Here is a 24,871-nt window from a genome sequence, read left to right on the forward strand (position 1 = left end):
AGTCATAATTCTAAATCATTAAAGGAGAAGGTTATTATGTCAACGGCAATAACAAAAATAAACATTGATACACGCTATCAAGAAATTAACACGATTAACTCAACGTTACCGGATTCAGAAACAAATTATACCACGAAGGTGTTAGCATATAGCCATGACGCCATGCTTAGATTGAATACGGTCATAAGCTCACTCGTTATTGATGTGAACCTCTTACTACCTCTGTTCCAACAAACACAGAGAAACTCGATACTTGGGGATGCGGTATTAGCTAGCATTAACATGATATGTGATAAGGCTAATCACTTAGAAATAGAGACAAGAAACAGTTTTTCGGCAATCGCTATTGATGATGAAATAAATCATCAATCAATCTATAAAGCGCAAATACAAAAATCCATTGGAGGGTTTGAAAATAATTTAAATAACCTAGTGTTACAAAAAGCATCACTCATGTCAGTTTATACTGATAAAGTAAAGGACGTTAATCACTTCTTGCCTTTTTTAGATGAAGTGACTGAACGTATTAACAAAGAAATTTCACGTTTGAGCGATTTTTTAGAAAAGTTAAATGAATTACTATCATTAATTCTAAAAATAAAAGAATTGATTACTATGATAATAACGGTGATTAAGACTTTAATGGAAATAATTAAACGCTTTGATGTATATAGGGTTAAAGGTAGCTCTTCTGATGGCTTAGTAAACCTTGTTAATGAATTAAAAGATTATCTTGATGGCTTTTTGAATACATAAAATTAAAAATTCTATACTTTATATTATTCAGCTTATGAGATAACCCAATAAGATTATCTTATGAGGCTATCCTAATAGCCTCTATAAACGGTATGGCGTGTGTGATTATTTATAACGACATTATTGTTACACTTCACGTCTACCAAGGTACCTTTCTTTCATTAAAGATGTACTAATTGCAATGTCTAAAATGGGGGATGGGGGAAGGTAATTTGCCTTACCAAGTGCATTCATGGCTTCAATTAAAGGATGCTCAATGCTTAAAGCATAATCAGCGAGTAATGTACCTGCTATCGTTTGTTTAGATATACCTGCACCATTACAGCCTCCGGCACTATAAACCCCATGCATTAATTTCCCCCAAACAGGTGCTCCATTGCGGGTGACACTAATGGTACCAGACCAAGTATTAACCAGTGGTACATCTGATAATTGCGGATAAATTCTATTAAAGAGCTGCTTGTGTTGTTGCGTCACTTGATAGGTTTGTTCGGCTGTTATACGGCCTTTTAAAGCAGGGGTAACATGTTGACGAATTAATAAACGGTGATCTTGAGTATAACGTAAGGTCGCGCCTGCAATAGCATTCACAGGTGTTAATCCCCAACTATTCATTGCAGGTAATCTCTGTCTCTGCTCAAGGGTCAGTGGTGCACTAATGCTTGCAAACGTTGCCATAGCGGCTTGGTAATTCGCTATAGGTCTCAATTCGCGAGAAAGTGCATTGGTGGCTAGCATGATATTGGGCGTCCGAATATTACCGTAGGGCGTAAAAATCGTATGTACTTTCGCTGTGTGAACCGCCATGACAGGGGTATTATTATAAACGGTGATATTTTCCGGAAGGCTATTTGCTAGGCCGACCACGAGGTTGGCAGGATTGACCAAAATTGAATTAGGCGTATAAATGCCTTTATTGTAAAAATGCGTACCGAGCTTTTGATACAGAGCGTCTTTATCTAAGAGTTGATAAGACTCATGCATAAGATTAAGGTTCTCAACATATTCCTGCAACACACGTTGGTTTTTGGTATCGACTTGGCAGTGATATTTGCCTACATTTTCCCAATCACACTCGATATTAAATTGCGCTATTAATGCCGTGAGTTGATTTATACCTTCTTCAAGTAATGAACGATAAAATTGTGCCTTTTTTAATTCAGCAGTCGAGCTACCAATATTATGAGGCAATCCAATAATAAATCCGGAGTTCCTTGCCGATGAACTGTCAACCGCGGTTGCTGAATCAATCAGAATAATATTTAGGCTCGGATTATTTTGCGCGAGCCTTCTAGCAAAAGAGAGACCTGCATAGCCTGAACCAACAACGACCCAATCTGCATCAGTATCGTTATTTAGAGTAGGGTAGGTATTGATCACTAAACCTTCTTTTAACCAACCATTTTTATTTTGATTAAATGGCACTGAAGCGTATTTCATCGATTTTGCCTAATAGTATCTGATATTGATATAGCTGATATGGAGGTGTTTAAATCATAATCAAAAGATTAAATAACACCGAAAGATCATGACTATAGCGTAAATCTGATTTTTTGATAGTGAAGAAAACTCAACTTGAAATAAGGCAAAGGCGCTATTAGGATAATCTGTAAGCAAAGAAAATCGTATCGCTTTAATGAATGGTATCTATGACGAACGTGTCACATCGATCGTGTATCAACAACGAACAACTGGTTATAACTCGATATTTCATCCAATGATAATAAGGCAAGTAGATGACACCTGCATTATCAGACATTCTCTACCCAGTAGCCGGTAAGTGATATTTTGATAACTAAAATTATTTATTATCAGTTAAATTAAAATAAACTTTATTCCCTGATAGGTTATATTTCATCTGGAAATAAAGCTATAATAATTTTTAATATGATATATTATCGTTATTGACTAATTTATTGCCCCTCGTTGAATAGATAATATTTCTTCTTGAATAAACTTTCGACGTTGCTCTTGAGATTTAATTTGTTCTCCCAGTGAGTCTAATTCAGCTTTATACTTAGATGATTGCTCACAAATATTACCGTAAAAATCACTCCCTCTTTTTTCGCACTCTTTCTGTGAATATCCATATTCTGAGCTTAATCTAGAATGAGTCAGATAAAGGGTATGGATATTTTTTTCAACGGAATTTAGTGTCTGTCTGAGCGCAAGAATGTTTTCATTATTTCTTTTATTGATTTCTAATTGCGTAGTATGTGCATTTTGTGCTAACTGTGAAGTAAGAGTATCCCTCTCTTGCATTAATTGATTATTCTTTCGGTTTAAATCTGTAATGACTTCATTATATAAAGCTTTAACATTAGCTACGTTTTTTTCTAACCTAGAGTCTTCGCTATCGATTTGTTTTTCTAAGCGATTTTGAATGTCTTTTAATTGACTAGCCAAATGATTTTTATCTTTATTTAACTCTTCGATACGGGAAACTTTCTCTTTAATAATCAGTTCATCGATAGCAAAGTATGACCCTACGCAACTTAAAATTGCTACAATCACTATTAATTTTATATTCTTACTGTCTGTAATGTATTTAAATGATGATTCTAAAAAAGACATTTTCATAGTCCAATGAGAGAAATATTATTTAATTACATCATGTTATACAATTAAGGGAAAATCAAATTAAATATAAAAATGTTCTATAAAAGTAATTTCATATCATTGGCCATAATCATGACTATTTAATTAATTATCAATGACTTATTGATGTTTAAAAAGTGTCTAAATGTAATTGTGAGTATTTAAAATATAGAATAGGTCGCACCGCAGTATTTTTATTATGGCTTTAGCCAGTTTAAGTCGCGTTAGGGTCTTAAACATAAAACATCGCTTTATGGATGATCATGTTGTAAAGAACTCATACTATCCATACAGCAGCTAAAAGCCTACACAATAGGGCAACGATGATTGGCACTGTAGGCGGCAGCTTATTCAATCATGACAAGTCGGCGAGGCTACTAAATGCAAATCAATCTGCACTCGTATTTTGATTTAAGGCCGAGTATGGGGGAGTAAGTCAAGATTCCATTTAACCAACTATTTTTGTTTTGATTAAATGGCACGGATACGTATTTCATCTAATCTTGCATAATAGCATAATTATGAGCATAAATAAGATTTAAAGCTCATAGATATAACATAAATTTACTTTTTGATAGAGAAGAAAACTTAATTTCACAGAAAACAGAGAGTACTCGTGTGGTCACAGAGTCATAAAACGAGGCATAGTATTTTCATAAATACTGTCTCTAGCGAATGTATAAATCTTCCATTAATCATCAGGTATCTGCTGGTTTCTTTGCCAATAGGGCAATAGAGAATCCCTATCTTAGCGGGAATTCTCTATTTAGTGATTAATCAAGGGAGGTTATTAGTGTTTTTCACTCTCATTATTGGTTTTAGACGCATTTATCATATTTAAGCGCTCTTTCCATAGAGGATGGGTACTTAATAACTTACTATTCATTTCAGGTGATATGTTAGCCAACTTTATAAATATTGACTCCATCATCGCTAATGGCCGTTCTTGTTTTAACATATGCTCAATGGCAAATTGGTCAGCTTCTAATTCCATATCTCGAGAGTAGTTCAATGCCATTAATTGATTACCTGAATTTAACAATATCTCTTCAATTCCCGATGATTTACGCAGTATCCACATGCTGACAAATTTTAACGATGACGAATTCACTAAAGAGTTCATTATGTGATGATGATAATGGTGCCCCATTTCATGCAATAAAACGGAAACGAGTTCATTTTCATCTTCAATTAAGTTAACTAGCTCATCAGTAATAATAATTGTACCATCAGTTAATGTTAAGGCGTTGGCTTGTTTCGGATAGTCTCTAAAAATAAGCTGTGGCTTTAACTGATAGTGATTAAATTCTTTAGGCGTAATTCTGTCAAATAGGGCTTTAAGTTCTCGCTGCTTTTTTAATGGCAATTTACTTGGTTCAAGTACACTTTTATCTAACAGGACAAGTGTTTCTTGACCAAGGTCTTTTTGAATTTGAACAGGCGTCTCTTTAGCAATAACCGATGCCATTGATGGCAGAAAGAATTGGAAAAAGAGATATACCATAGGAATAATACAGGCGAGTAAATAAAGGCTAGCCATTTTATAGCGTTCTAAAAAGTGAATAACACCAAAATGGAGCTTGCTTTTTTTCAAAACAAGCTTGTTACGTAACTTTTGCTCTTTTTCACAGATAAAGCATCCACCATCAGAAAAATAGATAGAGTCTGGTAGTGATCCTAGCGGCTCTGATAAACGAATATCTTGATATGCATATGTTTTAACTTCATCGTTTACATGAAGGATGATTTGATGATTATCATTATCTAACTCAATAAAGGCACTGTGTTTCAGTGCCTTTTTATTATAAGTATATTCACCCGCTATGTTCACAACGATAATCCAAAGTCGAAGGAATCAAGCGTTTCATCATGAAAAGAATTGGCATCAGTCTCATCATGAGCGAGTTCATTTTCTAGAGACATATCACCTGTAATTTTAGTATTTATGGCGAAATATCGTGCATAGCGAATTTGAGCAATCGGTGTCGCTAGCCCTAGCGTAAATATAATAATAAGACTATTAGAGAACAGTAGAATAAGATAAGAAAAATAGGTTATGGATGAGCTAAATTTTAGCTCGTTACTGAACTCTAATTTATTGAAAAACTCACGTCTCATCATGAGGTGAATGTAACTATAAGAGAGTAACAACCCCACGTAAAAGTACAGATATATGAATAAAAACATGAAAATAGGCATTTCCGATTCGCTGGCGCTGTTTTTGTATATTGCAATGGCCTCTGCTATAGAGATGATGCTAAACCCGCTTAAGATGATGAAAGGGAGCAGTATTAAAAACGCGATACTATAAATTTTAGCAACTGCTCGATAATTCATTTGTAGTTTAAATGCGGATTTTCCAAAGTAAAAGTTATTGGCAAAATACTCATACAATTGTTTTGTTCTTATTGCGGAAACTACATATATAGAGATAACGATTAAAAATAAAGTAACGTATGTGCCGATTAAATATTTACTATAATGTAAATGGTCATAGCTATTCGATGAATTAAATATAATGATTAAACTTACAATATTTCCTATTAAGAAAGAAACACCTGCGCCAACTAATAAAAGTAAGAGTGGAAGAATGAAAAAGTGCCAATATCCTTTTTTATAGCTACCGAGAAAATTAAATCTTACATTTCTATAGCTTGTCATAATGGCATGGAAACGGCATGAGCGAATAATAAAGTAAGGTAGCATCAAGCAAAACAAAAACAGAATAACATATGCTATTGGTAGGTAAATATAGTTAACGACTAAATATAATGCAAAACAGAAAAATATAATAATCCTAGATATTAGAATACTTACAGGTGAAGCATGATATTCAAGGCGTGAGCCATTAATCTCAGTGTTACCTAAGAAGTAGCGTCGGGTTCTGACGGTGGCCCACGCTGAATAGATACCTAGAGTGAGTATCGTCAATAAAACATTCACTATCCATATAAAGAAATACTCAGTATTATCACCATGAAATTTAACATGATGGACTTGACTACGCATATCTTCCTTTTCAATATCAATATCCAAAAGGTTTTTTGTTACATTTTCCATAAAGATCACTCTATTTATGTTTTATTTATAGCACGCTTGAGGAGTAAAAAGTAACTTACACGCAGACAATTAGGTTGAAACTAATGAGATATAACGCATAGTGATGTATATTTAGATGAAAATAATAGTGGTAATGAATTTTCAGTATAAAACACAGTAAGCTAAATATGACTCAACAGTTTATTCGTTAAAGGTGTAAATTCCCAATTTTACCAATCACAAATTTTGTGACTTAATCTAAATTATTATTAAGTGAAACTCAATATAAATAAATCATCATGTGGAGGGTTATCTTCATAAAAGGATAATTTATGGTTATTTTATTGACATTAATAGGGTAAAATAGTGAATTCAAGAATTATCCTATTTTGAGTGAATACACGGTATTGCTCATACTTTGTGTGAAACACATCTGGATTTGGTGAGTTTTGTCATGAAATAGAATGTGTTCTTTTTAGATATAGAGGGTACCGATACTATAAGTATTTCTTTTATATTTGGCGACAATAGCATTTTTGATTTATCGATTATGTTGGTTTAATATGGATAGTTGTCACTCTCCATTTATCTAAGGAAATAGAATAAGAGGTTGTACAGTAGCTACCAGATACAAAGGATATCTCTTCTAGAGATAGAAGATTTGTATTGATGTTACTTAGCTAATGAATCATGAAAAATAGATATAGGTTATTTAGACTAGAAGATATTAATTATGGTTAATTTTATTCACCATTCAAAATGTCAATTCAGTTAGCAGCAAGAAACATCCGAACGTTGTAAGGTAATTTATATCTTTTTAGTTAAATGGATATAACGAGCTCTTAGATAGGCTTTGTTGTTTTGTGATTTACTATGAGTTAGTGAGGTTTTAGTGAAGGTTTGTATTATTGGTATTTCCGGTGCAGGTAAAACAACATTAGCTAAAAAATTATCAATTAAATTTAATACACCCGCATATGCGTATGATGATGTGTACTGGGATAAAAGCAACGGAGAATACATTAAGAATACTCAGGAAGTGATGAATTCACTGATTTCTGACATAAAATCTCAAGGAGGTTGGATAGTTGAAGGGGCTTATGACCGGCGAATGACTCCATTCTTTGAAGAGTGTTCTTTGATTATCAGATTAAAGACCCCATATAGGGTATGTGCGTTCAGAATAATAAAGCGGTTTCTATTAGCAAGAATCGCAAGACAAAAACCTAAGGAAACGTTGCTAAACACAATTGAATTGCTTCGTTTTGCAAAGAAATTTGATAACAAGCTAGATATCTTTTTTAATTCAAATCAATCACTACTTCAAAAAGTGGTTGAAGTGAATGATATCAACCAGTGCTCACTGGCAATCAACAAACATTTCATTGAAACTGCATAGTATGAAAGGGGAGTAATGTCATTTCCTATGTTGCAAATAGTAACCTTTAAGTGCTCCTTACAAGCTCAACTCTTTAGTATTTCCGTATAATCACATAACGTATGTATTAGTGTACAGTGTGAATTAGGATGCGTTATGCGAGTCTAGAGCACATGCTTGGTTATTCTGAATATTCGTCATAAAAAGGAAATGAATATCAGCGTATCCAAAAATGCTCTACTTTTAGCATCCACTTTTTTTTGCGACATAAAATATTATTATGGAAATAGGTAATTATTGAGTAAGAGGTCAGAATGTTTAATGTCGCGATTGTTATTTTCGATGAGTTTACGGATATTGATTATTTTTTGATGCGGGATATTTTTGGTCGTTGTCGTGAGGACTGGAATGTCAGCGTTTTGGGAACCAAGCCTTATCACACCTCGACGCTTGGGCAAAAAGTCGACACGGATGGACATGTCTCATTAGCAAATCAAGCTGATGTTGTTTTATTTAGTAGTGGCCAGCAAGGTATTCCTAATGCCCTTGCAGATGAAGATTTTATGCGATCTTTTAAGCTTGATAGTCAGCGACAAATTATTGGTTCTATTTGTGCAGGTTCCTTTATTTTGCATCAACTTGGCCTATTGGATAATACCCAAGCGACGACACACCCAGATGCAAAAAATGCATTGATAAGCATGGGGGCAGATGTTGAAGATAAGCCTCTTGTTATTCGTGGTAATATTGGTACTGCTGGTGGTTGTTTATCGGCATTATATTTAACGGGATGGATTGCAGAAAAGCTTTTTGATAGTAATAAACGCCGAGAAATGCATCGCCAGATACTCCCCGCAAACCAACACGAGTTATATGAAAAAATGATTGTAGATGCGATCGCAGAAGCCAAAATATAGTGTCATTTTACGTTTGTGAGTATTTAAAATATAGAATAGGGCGCATTTGATTTGCCCCAAAAAGTTGGATGCTTTTAATTTAACGTAAAGGGTACAGACCATTGTGTGGCCTTTTTTATTTCACTTGTGAATCTTCTCGCTCAGAAAATGCCTGTAACTCTCTAACGTATCTATTCCATTGTCTCCCTTTTGATTCTTGAGCGTAATCACGAATAGACACAGTTCGATCATGAGTTATAGACTGATCTACGCGAGAGATTTCAAATATAACAACCGTATTACCGTTAACTAGATAGGTATATATATTCTCACATTGCTCAATCATTTCATAAATACAGAATATTGACTTTAATTCGGCTGGGTGCATGATTTGTCTTAAATAAGGGGTTATCACCTCGCTCTGTATTCTGAGAAATTTTTCCATATAGCTTTGGTCAATGTGTTTATTGCGCATCGGCGAGGCCCTTGTTCAATTTACATTTTAGATAATGATATATTAATAACACTCACCTAGTGAGGTTTTTTTATTGTAGAAAATAATTAATCACAACGTTCATCATGGTGGCATTTTAATATCATAGGTGCAAAACTTAATAGTCATAACAGTTGCTAGATTCATTGCTAGCCCCTTGCGTATAGCGAGCATATAAAGTAGTTGAGGAGTCAGCATGAACTACTCAGTAATTTAAAGATGAAAAAGAGAAGAGAGCTTACAAATGTATTTAAAAGCTGCTAGAGGTACTGGTATTAAAGTTGAAGCTAATGTTAGAAACTTCAATGATCTATTACCAAAAGATATGTTTGATTCTGGTCGCTTAGGCTCTACAACAACATGGGGTGAAGCTATCACTGGAAGAGTTAGCAATCAAAGCGATAGATTCAGTGAAAATAATCCTTATGGTCAAATGATTCACCAGGAATAACAGGTAAAGGTAAATGATTGATAGAACTATGATGTACCAAAATTATTTATACTCAGGATTTTTTTCCCTGAAAGCTTTATCAATTATGTATCAAGAACGGAATTAGAGAACTTGGAACCGTGGTGGCTGTTTTATTACTCTTCACATTATGTTGATTTTTGGTGTGAGAAAGTCAGAGAACTCTATCCAGAAAGGCGACTAATTCCTTTTGCTAACTGGAGTTACTCAGATGATATTGTTTGTTTTGACGGTGACAATACATCAGGAGACCCAAAAGTATTCTATGTTCATGCCTTCGCCTCGGCAGGCTGGGAAGATAGGGGATACACAGATAACTTTACTGAATGGCTGAAAATAGCTCGTCTCGACTCAGAACGCTATAAAGCAGAGCTGGCAAATGATGAATAGTCACTATTCTTGAATAAATTCAGGAGGTACTTGTTCAGATAACCAGACGCCATTATCAGCCTGATAGAATTTAAAGCCCTGTTCGTACATGTGTAGAGCTCTTATTTTTAGTAGCACTGGTTTTCCATGACGTTGCCCTACCAAAATTGCAGTATGTTCATCTAATGAAAGATGAACATACTGTCGTGACATAGGGAATAAACCTTGTTCTCTGATTGTTGGTAAAAATCGTTTAGTTGTTCCATGGTATAAAAAGCGTGGAGGGACTTTTTCTTTATAATCAATATTCACTTGTTGCGAGGAATGCCCTTGTGAGGCTCTAAGACGTAATCCATCATCTGAGATTGTAAAGCGCTTTTTATCATTATTATCAACGATATTACGAATAAGAGTATAATCGAGCACATATCCTTTTTTAGCAGAACAAAGGATAAGATCATCTATGACTGCCCACCCTTCTTTATCTAAAGATAGGCCAATGGTCTCTGGTTGGTGACGTAATATATAACTTAAAAACTTACTGATATTTGTGTTGTTTTTACTCACAATAATAGCCTCAAGCAACGTCGGACACTGTGAAATAGATAGTGGTGAACACCATTGGACTAGGTTCAGTTCCACCAACATTTTATAAATATGATCAATGGTGAACTAAAAAGAGATCTTAGCCCCACACTAGGCTTTCCTTAGTCTCTTCTTTCCCCCTCAGCCAGCTGCATAATCAACTGTCCGGCTTGGCGAATGAGGGTACCACCAATACTCTCTCTTAAAAATAGGTTATGTCAATTTAGCTGTGTTTCGTTTGGTATAGCATGAAGAGTTACTGAGATTGGCTTGATGAGGTTTTTGTTTAAGTGGGAATAGCTTGGTTTAGCTCACCATAACCCTACAGGTTTCGAATTTAACTATTAACCTTATTGATAATAAAGGATATTTTTTGTTAACTCATGAGTTTCAATTTAGCTCCTAAATGCATTTATATGGATTTTGAAGTCGCACCTGGTATTTTTCGTTACGGCGAAAAACATCGTGTGGGTTTATGGAACAGAATCGTACTGGTTACCAACTTCAAGATTTGTTAAAAAATGAGATATGTCTAATTGTTATTTATGTAAAATTATGTCATTTTTTGTCTTGATATTTAACTTAGTCAAAACAACAAATACACGTAATGCAATTAAAATCCACACTCACCTATTTGTATAGCTTTATGTCGGTTATGGCATTATCGCCTTTACTAGCAAGTGCCTCCATGCTTCGACCTGAGAATACCGATACGTTGTTTCAGCAACAAACTCAGCAACAACAAGCACAGCAACAACAATTTGATGCTAAAGCCCCGAATGTGAGCTTGTCTGTGCCCATTGCAAAAAGCCAATTGCAATTTCCAAATGAAACACCATGTTTTTTAATCGAACAGGTTGTTGTTAGTGGACAAGAGGCCTTACCTCATTGGGTACCCGTTCAGCGCTTAGCAAATCAAGCCGTCGGGCATTGCATCGGTGTGCAAGGGATTAACCATTTAGTGACGGATATGCAAAATAGGTTGATTAGCCATGGTTGGATTACCAGTCGGGTGCTGGTTCCTGAGCAAGATTTATCAACGGGTGTTCTCCGGTTAGTTGTCATGCCAGGTAAAGTACAAAAAGTTGTTTTTACCGATGATTCATCACAATACAGCACGCTATATACTGCAATGCCAGCCCATTCAGGTAATTTATTGGATTTGCGAGATATTGAGCAAGGCCTCGAAAATCTACAGCGCCTACCAACCGTACAAGCTTCAATGGAAATGGTGCCAGGTGATGGTCCGGGTGAAACCCAAATTGTGATTAAGCGCGAACAATCACGTTATTGGCATGCGGGAGCTTGGGTTGACAATACAGGTTCAAAAAGTACGGGTAAAAATCAAGCGGGTGTGATGATAGCATTGGATAATCCAACATCACTCAGTGATCTTTTTTACCTTACCGCCACACGCGATTTAAGCTTCTCCAGTGATAAAGACACCACTAACTACAGTGCACACTACTCGGTACCGTTTGGTTATTGGCAGTTTGCTACCACCGCGAGTGATTATGAATATACCCAAACTATCGCGGGTGCGAACAGCGATATAAAATATCGCGGTAAAAGTAAAAGCCTGAATTTGCAACTGAGTAATGTACTTTACCGTGATGCCACAGCGAAAACCACCGCGACCTATGATGTTAATTTACGTGAGACGCGCAACTTTGTGGGTGAAACTGAAATTGGCAACCAAAAACGTCGAACGACGGCGTGGAAGTTAGGGCTAAACCATCGCCAATATATAGGGCAATCAACCATTAACTTGGGTGCAAGTTATCAACATGGCACACGTTGGTTTGGGGCCATGCCAGCGTTTGAAGAATTTCGTCGTAAAGATTCCCAAGATTACGCGACAGCGCTAGCGATTGTGATGCAGTTTCATGCATCGGCGAGCATACCTTTTACTTTGGCAGAACAGTCTTTGCGTTTCGACACACAATACTCACGTCAGATCAGTGACAGACCATTAACGCCTCAAGATCAATTCAGTATTGGTAACCGCTGGACGGTGCGAGGGTTCGATGGCGAGCGTACTCTCAGTGCCGATGAGGGGTGGACACTTCGCAATACCTTGTCATGGGCACTCCCTATCTCAGCTCAAGAGCTCTATGTTGGTGCAGACTACGGCAAAATCAGTGGGCGCTGGGCAGACATGAATTTAGGGACTCATCTTGCTGGTGGTGTTGTCGGTTTACGCGGAGCGATTAATCCAGCTAATTTGAGCTATGACTTATCACTCGGTACGCCTTTCTCTAAACCGGATGGTTTTAGAACCGATCCTGCTACTTTTGCTTTCTCTGTAAACTGGAATTATTAAGGACGCTCAGGATGAACAAGTTATTTTATCGCCTCATTTTTAATGCCGCGCGCCAAATGGTGATGGTGGTTTCCGATATTACGCGCAGCCATCGTGCGGGGCCAGCGGGTTCGAATAACAATCGCGTCGAGAAAACAACAAGATGTCAGGTGCGCTGGTCAGTTAAACCGATAGTAACTTCCTTATGGTTCACATTAGGCATGGTGAGCTTTAACGTTTCAGCCTCGACTATAGTTGCCGATGGTAAGGCTCCGGGTAACCAACAACCCACGATTGTGAATACACAAAATGGTTTACCCCAAGTCAATATTCAAGCACCCAACCGTGATGGGGTTTCTCGCAACCAATACAGCCAGTTCGATGTTGATCAGAAAGGGGCTATCCTTAACAACAGCAGTACCAACACGAACACACAATTGGGCGGTATTATTCAAGGTAATGATTGGCTCGCCAAAGGGGAAGCCAAAATTATTCTCAATGAGGTGAATAGTCGCGACCCAAGTCAGCTCAATGGCTTTATTGAAGTGGCTGGGAAAAAGGCGGATGTGATCATTGCCAACCCAGCGGGGATCACCTGTAACGGTTGTGGCTTCATCAACGCGGATAAAGCCTTACTTTCTGCGGGTAAAACGCTGATAGAGAATGGCAAAATCAAAGGGTTTGAAGTTGATAAAGGCAGCATCAATATTGTTGGGCAAGGTTACAATGGCAATGGAACTAACTACACCGCTCTGATAGCCCGTTCAGTGAATATTAATGCCAAATTGCATGCTAAAGATTTAGCGATTACAACGGGAAAAAATACCGTTGCAGCGGATGGAAAAACCATTCTCAAGACAACAGATAATTCCTCCACCGATGATAAGCCTGAATTTGCTTTAGATGTTGCCGCTTTAGGCGGCATGTATGTCAATACCATCAAAATGCGGGGGACAGAGCATGGTGTGGGCGTGCGTAATGCGGGGCATATTGGGGCAGAGGCCGGTGATATTACCCTATCGGCTGACGGTAAAATTGGCAATATTGGCGTGATCAACGCAAGCCAAAATATTGCCCTTAATAGCCAGCAAGGCATAAACAACTCAGGGACTGTACTTGCACAAAACGATATTCAGCTTAAAGCAAAACAGGCCATCACTAACACCGATAAAGGCCAAATTGTTGCTGGGCGTGATGCAACACTGCGTGCTGAGCAAGTTAACAGTGATAATAGCGCTTTATTAGCGGCAGGGGTTGATAGTAAAGGCAAACTGACTTCAGTGGGCTCGTTAAGGGTTAACGGTGATAAAGCGGTTGTGTTACAAGGGGATATCCTTGCTAAAGACGAATTAACGGTAACAGGCAGCGCCATAGATTTATCCCATTCCAATACCCAAGCCAAGAATATCACGTTGACGGCGAGTGCTGCGGATATTCGTACTAAAGAGGCGCATTTACTAGCAACAAACAATGCGACATTGACTGCTAAGCGTGGGATTGATAACCAAAAGGGAGAGGTTGTCGCCAATCAATTGACTCTGACAGCACCTGAGTTTATTGATAATCAGCAAGGTAAATTAGTTCAAAAAGGGAATTCTGAAAATACCTTGAATACTCAGGTATTCAGTAACCAACAGGGAGAAATCAACCTTGCAGGTGATACTTTAATAACGACGCAGCAGTTGAATAACCAGTCTGGGCAGCTATTAAGCCGTGATGGTAAAGTCGATATTCAAAGCCACAATCTGAACAACCAACAAGGCACGATTTTAACATCAGGCAAGCAAGGCCTCACCATCAAGTCCGATAAGTTAGATGGGCAGAAAGGGGAAATTCTGACCAGTGGTACATTGAGACTAACCGCCAAATCGACCAATCTTGATCAAAGTACCACACAAGCAGAACAAATTACTTTACAGGCCACTGCGTTATCTCACCGTCAAGGCAATATGTTGCAGACAGGCGATAAAACACTAAAGCTTAATGTGGTTAATGGATTGGATAACACCCAAGGAAGTATCGCATCTAAAGGTGACTTGAACATACAGGCAGGCGCTGTTAACAATACGGACGGTAAATTACTCACCAGCACGAACTATCGTTTAGACCTAACGTCTGCTGGCGAATTGAATAATACGCGTGGGGTGATTCAAACTGATAAGGCCCTGATGCTCAACGTGGATAAACTGATCAATCAGCAAGGTAAAATAAGCAGTTTATCCGGTGCCGCTTTATTAACAGCAAATCGCTTAGACGGTGAAAAAGGCACTATTTTTGCGCAAAACACATTGCGTATAGACAGCGCAGATATCAACTTAAATCAAGGATTCACGCAAGCAGGCCAAGTTTCTATTTTATCCAACAACTTTAGCCATCAGGGGGCCACCTTACTGCAAACAAGGGAAGGCAAAACTGATTTACATATTCAAAATCAATTTGATAACCAGAAAGGTGAAATTTCCAGCAATGGCCAAATTGATATTGTCGCAAACGAGCTAAATAACCAAGACGGTAAGATTATTGCGGCCAAATTGGGTCATGTGACGTTGAGTATCCAACAGGCGTTGAATAACGCTCAAGGCACATTATTAGGTAATCAAGGTATTCAGCTGGCTGCGGAACGCTTAATTAACCAATCCGGTAAAATTATTGCCAGTTTTGGTGATAACCAATTGACACTTAAGCAGTTGGATGGTGAAAAAGGGGAAATTCTCTCGAAAGGCAAACTGGCCTTAACGGGGGAGGAACTCAACCTCAATGACGCGGTGACGCAGGCAGACAACATCCAAATTGAGGGGCAAAACCTGTCCCATCAACGTGGAAAAATGCTACAAACGGGCAGTGAAAAAGGGCAAATCAAGCTCGCCGATACCCTTGATAACCAGTCAGGGAATATTAGCAGCCAAGGCACATTGAGTGTCAATGTGGATAAACTCTCCAACCAACAAGGCGTTGTGGTCGCGGCTAAAGTCGGGGCGTTGATCCTAAATGCCAAGCAGCATGTCGATAACACCCAAGGGACCTTGTTTGCGCAGCAGGATTTTACCCTTAACACGCAGTCATTCAGCAATATTGACGGCAAAGCAATTAGTAAACAAGGGGATATGCAGCTTGCCACTGAAGATTTGCAAGGGCAGCGCGGGGAAATCATTGCTCAAGGCGATTTATCACTGAGTGGTAAAGACATTGACCTGACAGCCGCCAATACCCAAGCACAACATATCCAATTGCGAGCGAATAATTTAACTCATCAGCAAGGGACAATGACCCAACTGGGCGAACACCAAGGCACTATTGAGGTATCCCAACAGATTAACAATAACGCAGGGGATATCATTGGTAACGGCTCTTGGTTGATCAAAACCCATGCCCTTGATAATCAGCAAGGTAAAATATTCAGTGCAAGAATGGGTCAGCTTGATTTACAAATTCAACAAGTACTGGATAACACGGGTGGGACATTGACCGGCCGCCAAGGTGTATTTGTTGAAACGCAATCATTAATTAACCGTACTGGTAAAGTGATTGCCAGCATGGGGGATGTCACCTTAAATAGCCAATCACTTGAGGGTGATGAAGGTGAAATATTGGCAGCTAACACTTTGAGTATTGATGGTGGAGCGCTCTCGCTAAATCAGGCTGTCACCCAAGCTGAACACATCTTAATCATGGCGAATACCCTTGATCACCAAGGGGGCAAGTTATTACAAACTGGCGATAAAGCGGGGAAAATCACCTTACAAGGGAAGCTAATTAATCAAGCGGGTGAAATAGGCAGTAATGGCGACTTCTCATTAACCGCCAACAGTCTCGACAATCGTGATGGACAAGTCATCACCGCAAAAAATGGTCATCTTAAGGTTGATTTAACCCATGAATTATTGAACCAAGACGGGGCACTCATTGGTGAGAATGGACTGAGCATAGCAGCCAGTGATATCGAAAACCAGCAAGGAAAACTGGTTGCTCGCCATGGTGATGCAAAACTGGATGTGACTAAGGGTATCAATAACCAAGCAGGGTTAATCGCCGCAGAGCAATTGTTGCAGATGCGCAACCAAGCACTACAAAACCAGTTGGGGTATCTACAAGCTAACACCGTTGATATTAATACCCATCACCACCGATTTGATAATACACAAGGCTCGTTGTTAGCGAAGCAAACACTCGTGTTAAATAGTGGCCAAATTGACAACCAACAAGGCTCAATTCAATCTGGTAGTGACATACTGATTAATACTCATGGTGAGCAGCTAAACAACACGCAAAGCGGTGACAATAAAGGCATTTATGCGCAAGGTGGGTTAACCCTAACAACGGGGGAGCTCAATAATGAGCAAGGCCGTATTGTGGCGAAAAGCACGCTTAAACTGAACAGCCAAGGTGTTAACAATCAGCAAGGCTTGGTGGGCAGCCAGTCTGAGCTCTCAATGACAACGCAGCAATTGGATAACCGTGAAGGCATGATTAAAGGCCACTCTGTGAGTATTGATACACAGGGTCAGAAACTGATTAATCTTGCTAAAAAAGCGGATCAAGGCATCTTTGCTAGCCAAAACCTGGCGATGACCGTTGGCGAGTTAATTAATCGTCAAGGGCAAATACAAGCAAATCAAATTTCGCTCGATAGCCAAAAAAATCGGTTTGATAATACGGAAGGAGAAATGCTTGCCGTCAATAATTTAACGGCAAATACGGGAGCGCTCGATAACCAACAAGGTCGACTTCAAGCAGGCCAGCAATTGACATTGAATACCCATGGCGAGGTGCTCAATAATAGCCATACACAAAAAAGTGGCGGTTTATTAAGTGGGGGCGGCTTATCGATTGACAGTGGGAAACTGCTTAACCACCAAGGGCAAATTCAAGGCGCTGGGGCGGTATCACTCACCACGACAGGGGTTGAAAACCAGAACGGAGAAATTTTTGCTGGTCAGTCGATGGATATTCATACCCAGCAACAGGCATTGCTAAATCAGCAAGGGACATTAGCGAGTAATGGCAAACTTGAGCTGAATACCGAGAATTTGAATAATATCCAAGGCGTAGTTCAAGGAAAACTTGGACTCACCGTGAATGCCGAGCAGATCGAGAACCAAAAAGGGTTATTACTAAGCCAATCCTCGTTAAAAGTGACAGGGAAAAATCTCGATAATGCTGAAGGGGTTGTTCAGTCTCAGGGGAACGCAACGCTAGATATTCATCAACGGATTGAAAACCAGCAAGGGCAACTTTTGTCTGGTCAAAACCTGAACGTGAAGACTCAACAACTCAATAATAATAGCGGTGTTATTCAAGGCCTCAATCATGTTGAATTGGCAGTAAAACAGCAAATTGAAAACCAACAAGGTTGGGTCAAAGCCAATGAACACCTTGATATTTCTGCGAAATATATTGATAACAAAAATACATCTCAAGCAGGTAAAGGCCTTGAGGGGGCAAGTGTTAGCCTCAGAACCACGCATTTAGATAACCAAAGCGGGGCGGTTCGTGCAGGGCAAGCGATTGAAGCGAATATTGCACAAAACCTGAATAACTCCCAAGGGATGCTATCTGCGGGGACAAAACTGAGTATAACCGATAATGCGAGAGGCAAAGCCTTAGCGGTATCAAACCAGCAAGGGGTGATAGTCAGTAATGGCGATGCCACTATTACTGCGAACCAACTAACGGGTGAAGGTAAGCTTATTGCACAAAAAGTGTTATCGCTGGCACTCAACCAACACTTTGAAAATACTGGGCGTATTCAAGCAGGGGAAAACCTAACAGCTAACTTTACACAAGGGGTTACCAATAAAGGGTTAATTTCTAGCCTTGGCGAACTGGCTTTATCTACAACGACAGTGATTAACTCACTTTCTGGCGAAATTAGTGGACAAAATACTCGAATTAAAGCCAGTGGTCAGGTATTGAATACAGGGCTTATTGACGGTGTATTAACCCACATTGTTGCTAATTCTTTAGATAACCTAGGAACCGGTCGTATTTACGGTGATTTCCTTGTCATCGCAGTGAATTCCTTAGTGAATGATAAGCAAAGGGACAAAGCGGCGGTGATTGCAGGACGTAAAGAAGTCAATATTGCGGTTTCTGAACTGTTAAATCGTGACCATGCCTTAATTTACAGTGATGGTGATTTAACCCTCGGTAGCCAATTAAACGACCAGCTAAAAGCCACAGGTCATGCAAAAAGTGTGAAGAACCACAGTGCTAACATTGAGGCTGCCGGTAACCTCACACTAAAAACGGATGTTCTTGAAAATAAAGATATTCATTTGCAACTGACTGACGATGCCGTCGAAGTAAGCCGTGAACATTTCGACTGGTACGACTTTGGTAATGGGCGACGTTATAAAATTCAGCCGCGTAATGGAAACCAAACACGTTACGCGATTAATGACGATGGCACGCTGAACAAGGAAGTGGGTATTCATTATGAAAAATCCAATCGCTGGCGGATGTTTGAGTATGGTAATTGGACTAAAAATTTCTATGAATATGAGTACGACCGTATCATTTATGAAACCCAAATTATCAAACGAGATGCGGCGCTAATCACCAGTGGTAAGCACTTAACACTAGATGGGCAACAACTGAACAATGAAAATTCACGCGTTGTTGCGGGGCAAAACCTGATCTTAACAGGCTATGAGCTAAATAACGAAGAGGCACAAGGTGTTCGCCGTATCTTTGAAGATGGAAATACGATTTATCGCTATAAAGGCGGTGGTAAATGGAAAACGCGTACTAGCACGTCAAAATACCAAGGGGTCAATAGCGAAGAAGATTTAGCATTACATTTATTAGAAGTTACCGAAAATGCGGGCAATATCAATAAAATGCAGCTCGATTCAGTGAAAGTGAACCAACTGAATGGGCAAGCAGAACGCGTTTCTGATGCTAATCAACAAGAAAATCAAGGTGCCACAGTTACTGAGCAGGCGTTAAAAAATAGCAAAAACACGCCATTAGACCTGAGGCCAGGCCAGAAAATGGAAGTGGTACAATTACCTGCAATTTCAGGCAAGGTTGATGTCAAAGATGACAAATCGGTTGACCCATCACTGCAAGTCGATGATGCAAATATCAGTAAAGAAGTGGATATTCAAGAGCAAAGGGATGCAGGTAAAGGGGAAAACGTCACCGCAGAAACTGGGCCTCAGGGTAAAGGTAATCTAAATACCGTGATAAGAACGGTTGGGCCAAACATTCAATTACCTGATAACAGCCTTTTTAACCTAACGCCGAGTAGTGATAGCCAATTTTTGATTGAAACTGACCCGCGTTTCACTAACTACAAAAAATGGTTGTCGAGTATTGATATTGTCACCAACGAGCAGCTGCATAAGCGTTTAGGTGATGGCTACTATGAGCAACGTTTAGTTCGTGATCAATTGATTGAAACGACAGGGCAACGCTTATTAGGTCATTACAATAGTGATGAAGAACAATACCGTGCATTACTGACTAATGGTGTTGCGTTTGGTCATCAATTTAACCTGACTCCGGGCATTGCATTATCACCCGAACAAATGGCGAATTTGACCACGGATATTGTGTGGATGGTGAATAAAGAGGTCACGTTGCCAGATGGCCACGTTGAAATGGTCAGTGTTCCGCAGGTGTATGTCCGAGCTCGTCAAGGGGACTTAAACGGTAATGGTGCATTGTTAGCGGGACGTAATGTTTCTGCCAATATGACAGGCAACATCCTCAATAGTGGTGAAATCAGTAGCCGCGAACTGACAGATTTACGTGCTGAAAATATCGAAAATAGCGGGCGCATTCAGGGTAAAGATGTACAACTTGATACTCTAAAAGACATTAAGAATGTTGGTGGGGAAATTCGTGGATTAGATAGCGTTTCGCTGTCCGCGGGGCGCGATATTCTCAGTGAAACTGCACAGCGTGGAGATGGTCAATCACAATGGCTTGACCGCCCTGCCAGTATTTATGTGACGGGTGATAATGGTCAGCTTACCCTGAAAGCGGTACAAGATATCAACTTGATTGCCACAGATATCGGCAATTTAGGCGTTGATGGCAAAACCTCCATAATTGCGGGGAGCGATATCAGTTTAGAAACTCGCGATGTCAGCTCGGCATTTGATTACACGCATAATTCAAGCAATTACTATCGTGGCGCTAATAGCACTGAAGTCGGCACGCAAATCCAAACTCAAGGGGATTTAACCTTATCGGCAGGGCAAGATTTGTCTGCGCGTGCAGCGAATGTGACCAGCGGTGGTGAGCTGGCGATAAAGGTGGGGCGTGACATTAATATGACTTCGGGTATTGAAACCCGTGACACGGCGAAACACACTAAACATACAGATAAAGGTTTCTTATCCAGCACAACGAAAGAGACCCATGATGAAGTCAGTGAACGTACCGCTATCAGTAGTACGTTTAGCGGCGATAATGTGAAAGTGACCGCAGGGAACAACGTTAATATTGAAGGGAGTAATTTACTTGGAACCAACAATGTCACTGTGACTGCTGGAAATCAATTAAATGTGACCACCTCTGATGAAGCGTCCCATGAAACACATATGTCGAAAACAACCAAGTCAGGCCTAATGAGCACTGGCGGCATTGGTTTCACAGTGGGTTCAAACTCACAAAAAGTGACTACGGATACTGACAGCAACCAGAAAAAAGGCAGCGTGATTGGTAGCACGGCAGGCGATGTTACATTGACAGCGGGTGGCACTGCAAACATTCATGGCAGTGATGTGATTGCGGCGAAAGATATCAATGTGACGGGTAGTGATGTGAACATTACAGCGGCCGAAAACAGCCGTACCGATATCACCACGGTAGAAAGCAAATCCAGCGGGTTGACTGTGTCGTTAGGCGGAACTGCGGGTAGTTTATTGGATGGTATGGCACAGACCGCAAAATCGGCTAAACAAGAAGATGACGGGCAGTTAGCGGCTCTTAAAGGGATGAAGGCGGGTCTGCAAGGTGTTCAGGCTCAGCAAGCGGGTGAGCTGGCGGGTCTGAAAGAAGGCGGTAGTACGGCAGATGCCTTTGGCGTCAATGTGTCTTACGGCAGTAGTTCTTCAAAATCCACCACGAAAACAGAGCAACATACCGCATCAGGTAGCAGTTTAAGTGCGGGGGACAATATCAATCTTACAGCCACAGGCAAAAAAGCCGGCAGCCAAGGCAACCTGACGGTACAAGGCAGTCAGCTGGATGCGGATAAAAATATCACGTTAACCGCCAAAAATGATATCAACCTGACCAGTGCTACCAACACCCAAACCGTGGATGGTAAGAACGAAAGTAAAGGCAGTTCAATCGGTGCGGGTATTAGTACAGGCGGTTGGAATGTTAATGCGAGCGTGAATAAAGGCAATGGCTTTGAGAAAGGCAATAGCCAGTTCTATACCGATACAGAGGTTAATGCGGGCAAACAACTGACCCTCAACAGCGGCAAAGACACCACGCTGACAGGTGCGCAGGTGAGCGGTGAAACCGTGAAAGCCAATGTGGGTGGGGATTTGACCCTATCTAGTCAGCAGGTGACGGACAAATATGATTCGAAGCAACAAAGTGGCAGTGTATCTGGCAGCATTGGAACAGTGTTGAATACCAGCGCTTCAGTGAGTGCTAATAAATCCGAGATGCACAGCGATTATCAATCGGTGGATAAACAAACGGGTATTAGTGCCGGTAAAGGCGGCTTTGATATCACCGTTGGCAATCATACGCAACTCGATGGGGCGGTGATTAGCAGCACTGCGGACGCTGAGAAGAACAAGTTGGATACGGGCACGCTGGGCTTTGGGGATATCAAAAATAAAGCCGAGTATAAAGTCGATAGTCAAAGTGGTGGCTTTAGCTCGGGGGGCGCGTCAGTCGGTGACCAGTTTATGACCAATGCCGCGGGTTCATTGCTAACCAATGTGAATAATAAAGGTAAAGACAGCAACACCACCCAATCGGCGGTATCTGAAGGTGAGATTACAATTCGTGATAAGGATAGCCAGAAACAAGATATCAATGACTTAAGCCGTGATACGGATAATGCCCATGAAAAGCTCAATAGCATTTTTGATAAAGAGAAAGAGCAAAAACGGATAGAGCAGAATCAGTTAATTGGTGAGATAGGCCAACAAATTACCGATGTGGCATTGACGGAAGCCACCATTAACGCGACGAAAGAAGTGAATAAAAATAATCCCACGTTGACAGGCAAAGCACGTGAAGAGGCGATTCAGGCAGAAATCAACCAATCCGGTTGGGGCGTGGGCGGTGACAATCGCCGCATCGTCGAGGCAGGAACAGCATTGGTTCAAGGTTTAGCCAATGGTGATGTGAGCAAAGCGGTGGCGAATGCCAGTGCGCCGTATATTGCAAACTATATAGGTCAACACATCGAAGATGATAAAGCGAAAGTTGCCGCACACGGTATTGTCAATGTTGCATTAGCGCTGGCAAAAGGCGAAAATGCAGGAGCACAATCGCTTGGTGCCATGACAGCCGAAGCGGTGGGAATGTTGTCAAAAGAGCTTTACGGCAAAGATGCTAGCCAGCTTACTGAAGACGAAAAAGCGACAGTGAGTGCGTTTGCGAGTTTGGCGGCGGGTATTGCGGGTGGCTTAGTGGGTGGCGATACATCGAGTGCAGCAAATGCAGGTCAAGCAGGGAAGACCACAGTTGAGAATAACTATCTGAGCTCTCAAAATGTTGTTGATATGATGAGAGAACTTGAAGAAGCAGATAGAACAGGCGCAGATAAAAAAAGGATTTATGCTAAATACGGTAAAATTAGTGAGGACAATAGAGATAAAACCATTGCTGAAATTAAGGATGGTAGTTCATCTGTTGCTATCGCTGCGTGGTCTGATTTAAATGGCGGTATTGATGTCGCTGACGCCCTGAAATGGTCTGCCCTTGTTGATGATTTGAGCAGTGAAGATCGCGCTCAACTTGTTAATTTTGTGAAAGCGGAAAATGCACAAAGTGCCCAAGCGATTTATGACTCACTATCTGTCACAGCTAAAGGTGCATTAATAGCTAAAGAAGCAGGTGAAAATATTGGAATTGGTGGCGCTGTACCGGGGGCTGGAATATCTGTTGCTGGGATTAAGGGCGGGGGCAGTAAAGGTGGTAAACAAAAAGACTCAGAAAGTAGTTCTCAGTCTCCACAAAATACAGGTAATAATCATCAACGACCCCCTCGAAATACGACTAACCTTGCGGGTGGTCCATTAGAGAATGCTCAACAAGTAAGTGGAAGGTTCCAAATTGAGAATGGACCTAAAAACGGTACTGTATATCGAGCTGATAACCAAGGAAATATTACAAGCTATGCGACTTATGATTCTAACGGTATGATTTTGAAACGGGTTGATGTCACTGGTGCTGCACACGGAGGTGTTTCGACTCCTCATGTTATAGAGTATGGGCGTAATGTATTACCTAATGGGCAAGTAAGGGTTCAGTCTCCATCAACTAAAGCGTTACCCCGACCAGTTCGTGAGGATGAAATTCCATGAAAAAAATTATATTAATTGAAGAGCCATATGATTTAACTCGTTATGAACTATGGAAAAATAACTGGGGCTCTCCAAACGATATGACGATTAATGACTATATTAGTGATTGTTGTCATCCAGAAGATGTACTTTGTAGTGTGAAATTATTGATACCTGAGTTCGTTGATATAGATGGTTGCATATTATTAAGTGATAGGTATGAAGAAAGTAACTTTAATGAGTGGAAAAAACAATTTGGAACGAATCGTTCTGCAATAGAAAAAATGTTAAATCATGTACACTTATATGACCTATTCACAGGCAATTTAGATAATACATCTGACTCAATTTTCTTGCAGTTATGCCAAGTTATGAAGTGTTCTTGGGAAATGTCCCTTAAAAAAGCATTTCCAACAAAAGAATTTTTAGTAGATTTTCATAATTTAGAATCTGATTATGGGCCATCTCTAACTTTTTATCAAAAAGATAGGTAGTGA

14 protein-coding genes are annotated in these 24,871 nt (G+C 40.0%); 8 read left to right on the forward strand and 6 right to left on the reverse strand.

What is annotated here, in order from left to right:
- Positions 1-36 precede the first annotated feature (36 nt).
- Entirely contained in the window at positions 37-756 is a 720-nt protein-coding gene (locus G3341_RS07630) for a hypothetical protein (protein WP_163861045.1), read from the forward strand.
- Between the two features lie 126 nt (positions 757-882).
- On the opposite strand, the gene G3341_RS07635 is transcribed toward G3341_RS07630, so the two are convergent.
- From G3341_RS07635 to G3341_RS07650, 4 genes are all read right to left on the reverse strand, one after another.
- Positions 883-2,196, reverse strand: coding sequence for an NAD(P)/FAD-dependent oxidoreductase (locus G3341_RS07635; RefSeq protein WP_163861047.1), 1,314 nt, complete (start codon positions 2,194-2,196; stop codon positions 883-885).
- Positions 2,197-2,664: 468 nt separating this feature from the next.
- Positions 2,665-3,330 (reverse strand): hypothetical protein, encoded by a 666-nt coding sequence (locus tag G3341_RS07640; protein WP_163861049.1) that lies wholly within the window; start codon positions 3,328-3,330, stop codon positions 2,665-2,667.
- Positions 3,331-4,144: 814 nt separating this feature from the next.
- On the reverse strand, positions 4,145-5,185 hold the full coding sequence (locus tag G3341_RS07645) for a M48 family metallopeptidase (protein ID WP_163861051.1): 1,041 nt from the start codon (positions 5,183-5,185) through the stop codon (positions 4,145-4,147).
- Positions 5,182-6,414: a YjgN family protein gene (locus tag G3341_RS07650; RefSeq protein WP_163861053.1), complete on the reverse strand. Its 1,233-nt coding sequence runs from the start codon at positions 6,412-6,414 to the stop codon at positions 5,182-5,184. Before G3341_RS07650 ends, G3341_RS07645 begins: the two co-directional genes overlap by 4 nt.
- Positions 6,415-7,285: 871 nt before the next feature.
- On the opposite strand from G3341_RS07650, the gene G3341_RS07655 reads away from it, so the two are divergent.
- Both G3341_RS07655 and G3341_RS07660 read left to right on the forward strand, forming a co-directional pair.
- Positions 7,286-7,792: an AAA family ATPase gene (locus G3341_RS07655; RefSeq protein WP_163861055.1), complete on the forward strand. Its 507-nt coding sequence runs from the start codon at positions 7,286-7,288 to the stop codon at positions 7,790-7,792.
- Between the two features lie 293 nt (positions 7,793-8,085).
- Entirely contained in the window at positions 8,086-8,688 is a 603-nt protein-coding gene (locus G3341_RS07660) for a DJ-1/PfpI family protein (RefSeq protein ID WP_154624807.1), read from the forward strand.
- Between the two features lie 115 nt (positions 8,689-8,803).
- On the opposite strand, the gene G3341_RS07665 is transcribed toward G3341_RS07660, so the two are convergent.
- Positions 8,804-9,142 (reverse strand): hypothetical protein, encoded by a 339-nt coding sequence (locus tag G3341_RS07665; protein WP_163861057.1) that lies wholly within the window; start codon positions 9,140-9,142, stop codon positions 8,804-8,806.
- Between the two features lie 262 nt (positions 9,143-9,404).
- On the opposite strand from G3341_RS07665, the gene G3341_RS07670 reads away from it, so the two are divergent.
- Positions 9,405-9,611, forward strand: a complete 207-nt coding sequence (locus G3341_RS07670) for a hypothetical protein (protein ID WP_154624809.1) — start codon at positions 9,405-9,407, stop codon at positions 9,609-9,611.
- A gap of 111 nt (positions 9,612-9,722) precedes the next feature.
- Entirely contained in the window at positions 9,723-10,019 is a 297-nt protein-coding gene (locus G3341_RS07675) for an SMI1/KNR4 family protein (protein WP_244316491.1), read from the forward strand.
- A 3-nt stretch (positions 10,020-10,022) separates the two neighbouring features.
- Here G3341_RS07675 and G3341_RS07680 read toward each other — a convergent pair whose 3' ends face one another.
- On the reverse strand, positions 10,023-10,565 hold the full coding sequence (locus G3341_RS07680; protein WP_163861059.1) for an RNA 2'-phosphotransferase: 543 nt from the start codon (positions 10,563-10,565) through the stop codon (positions 10,023-10,025).
- Between the two features lie 664 nt (positions 10,566-11,229).
- Between G3341_RS07680 and G3341_RS07685 the strand changes: the two genes are divergently transcribed.
- Genes G3341_RS07685 through G3341_RS07695 form a run of 3 tightly spaced genes read left to right on the forward strand, consistent with a single transcriptional unit; the run spans position 11,230 to position 24,868 of the window.
- On the forward strand, positions 11,230-12,906 hold the full coding sequence (locus G3341_RS07685; RefSeq protein WP_154624813.1) for a ShlB/FhaC/HecB family hemolysin secretion/activation protein: 1,677 nt from the start codon (positions 11,230-11,232) through the stop codon (positions 12,904-12,906).
- A gap of 11 nt (positions 12,907-12,917) precedes the next feature.
- Complete coding sequence (locus G3341_RS07690) at positions 12,918-24,395, forward strand: hemagglutinin repeat-containing protein (RefSeq protein ID WP_163861061.1); 11,478 nt, start codon at positions 12,918-12,920, stop codon at positions 24,393-24,395.
- Entirely contained in the window at positions 24,392-24,868 is a 477-nt protein-coding gene (locus G3341_RS07695; protein WP_154624158.1) for a hypothetical protein, read from the forward strand. The genes G3341_RS07690 and G3341_RS07695 overlap by 4 nt, the downstream gene beginning before the upstream one ends.
- Positions 24,869-24,871 lie beyond the last annotated feature (3 nt).

This window comes from Providencia vermicola (genome assembly GCF_010748935.1).
In the GTDB taxonomy this organism is placed as follows: domain Bacteria; phylum Pseudomonadota; class Gammaproteobacteria; order Enterobacterales; family Enterobacteriaceae; genus Providencia; species Providencia zhejiangensis.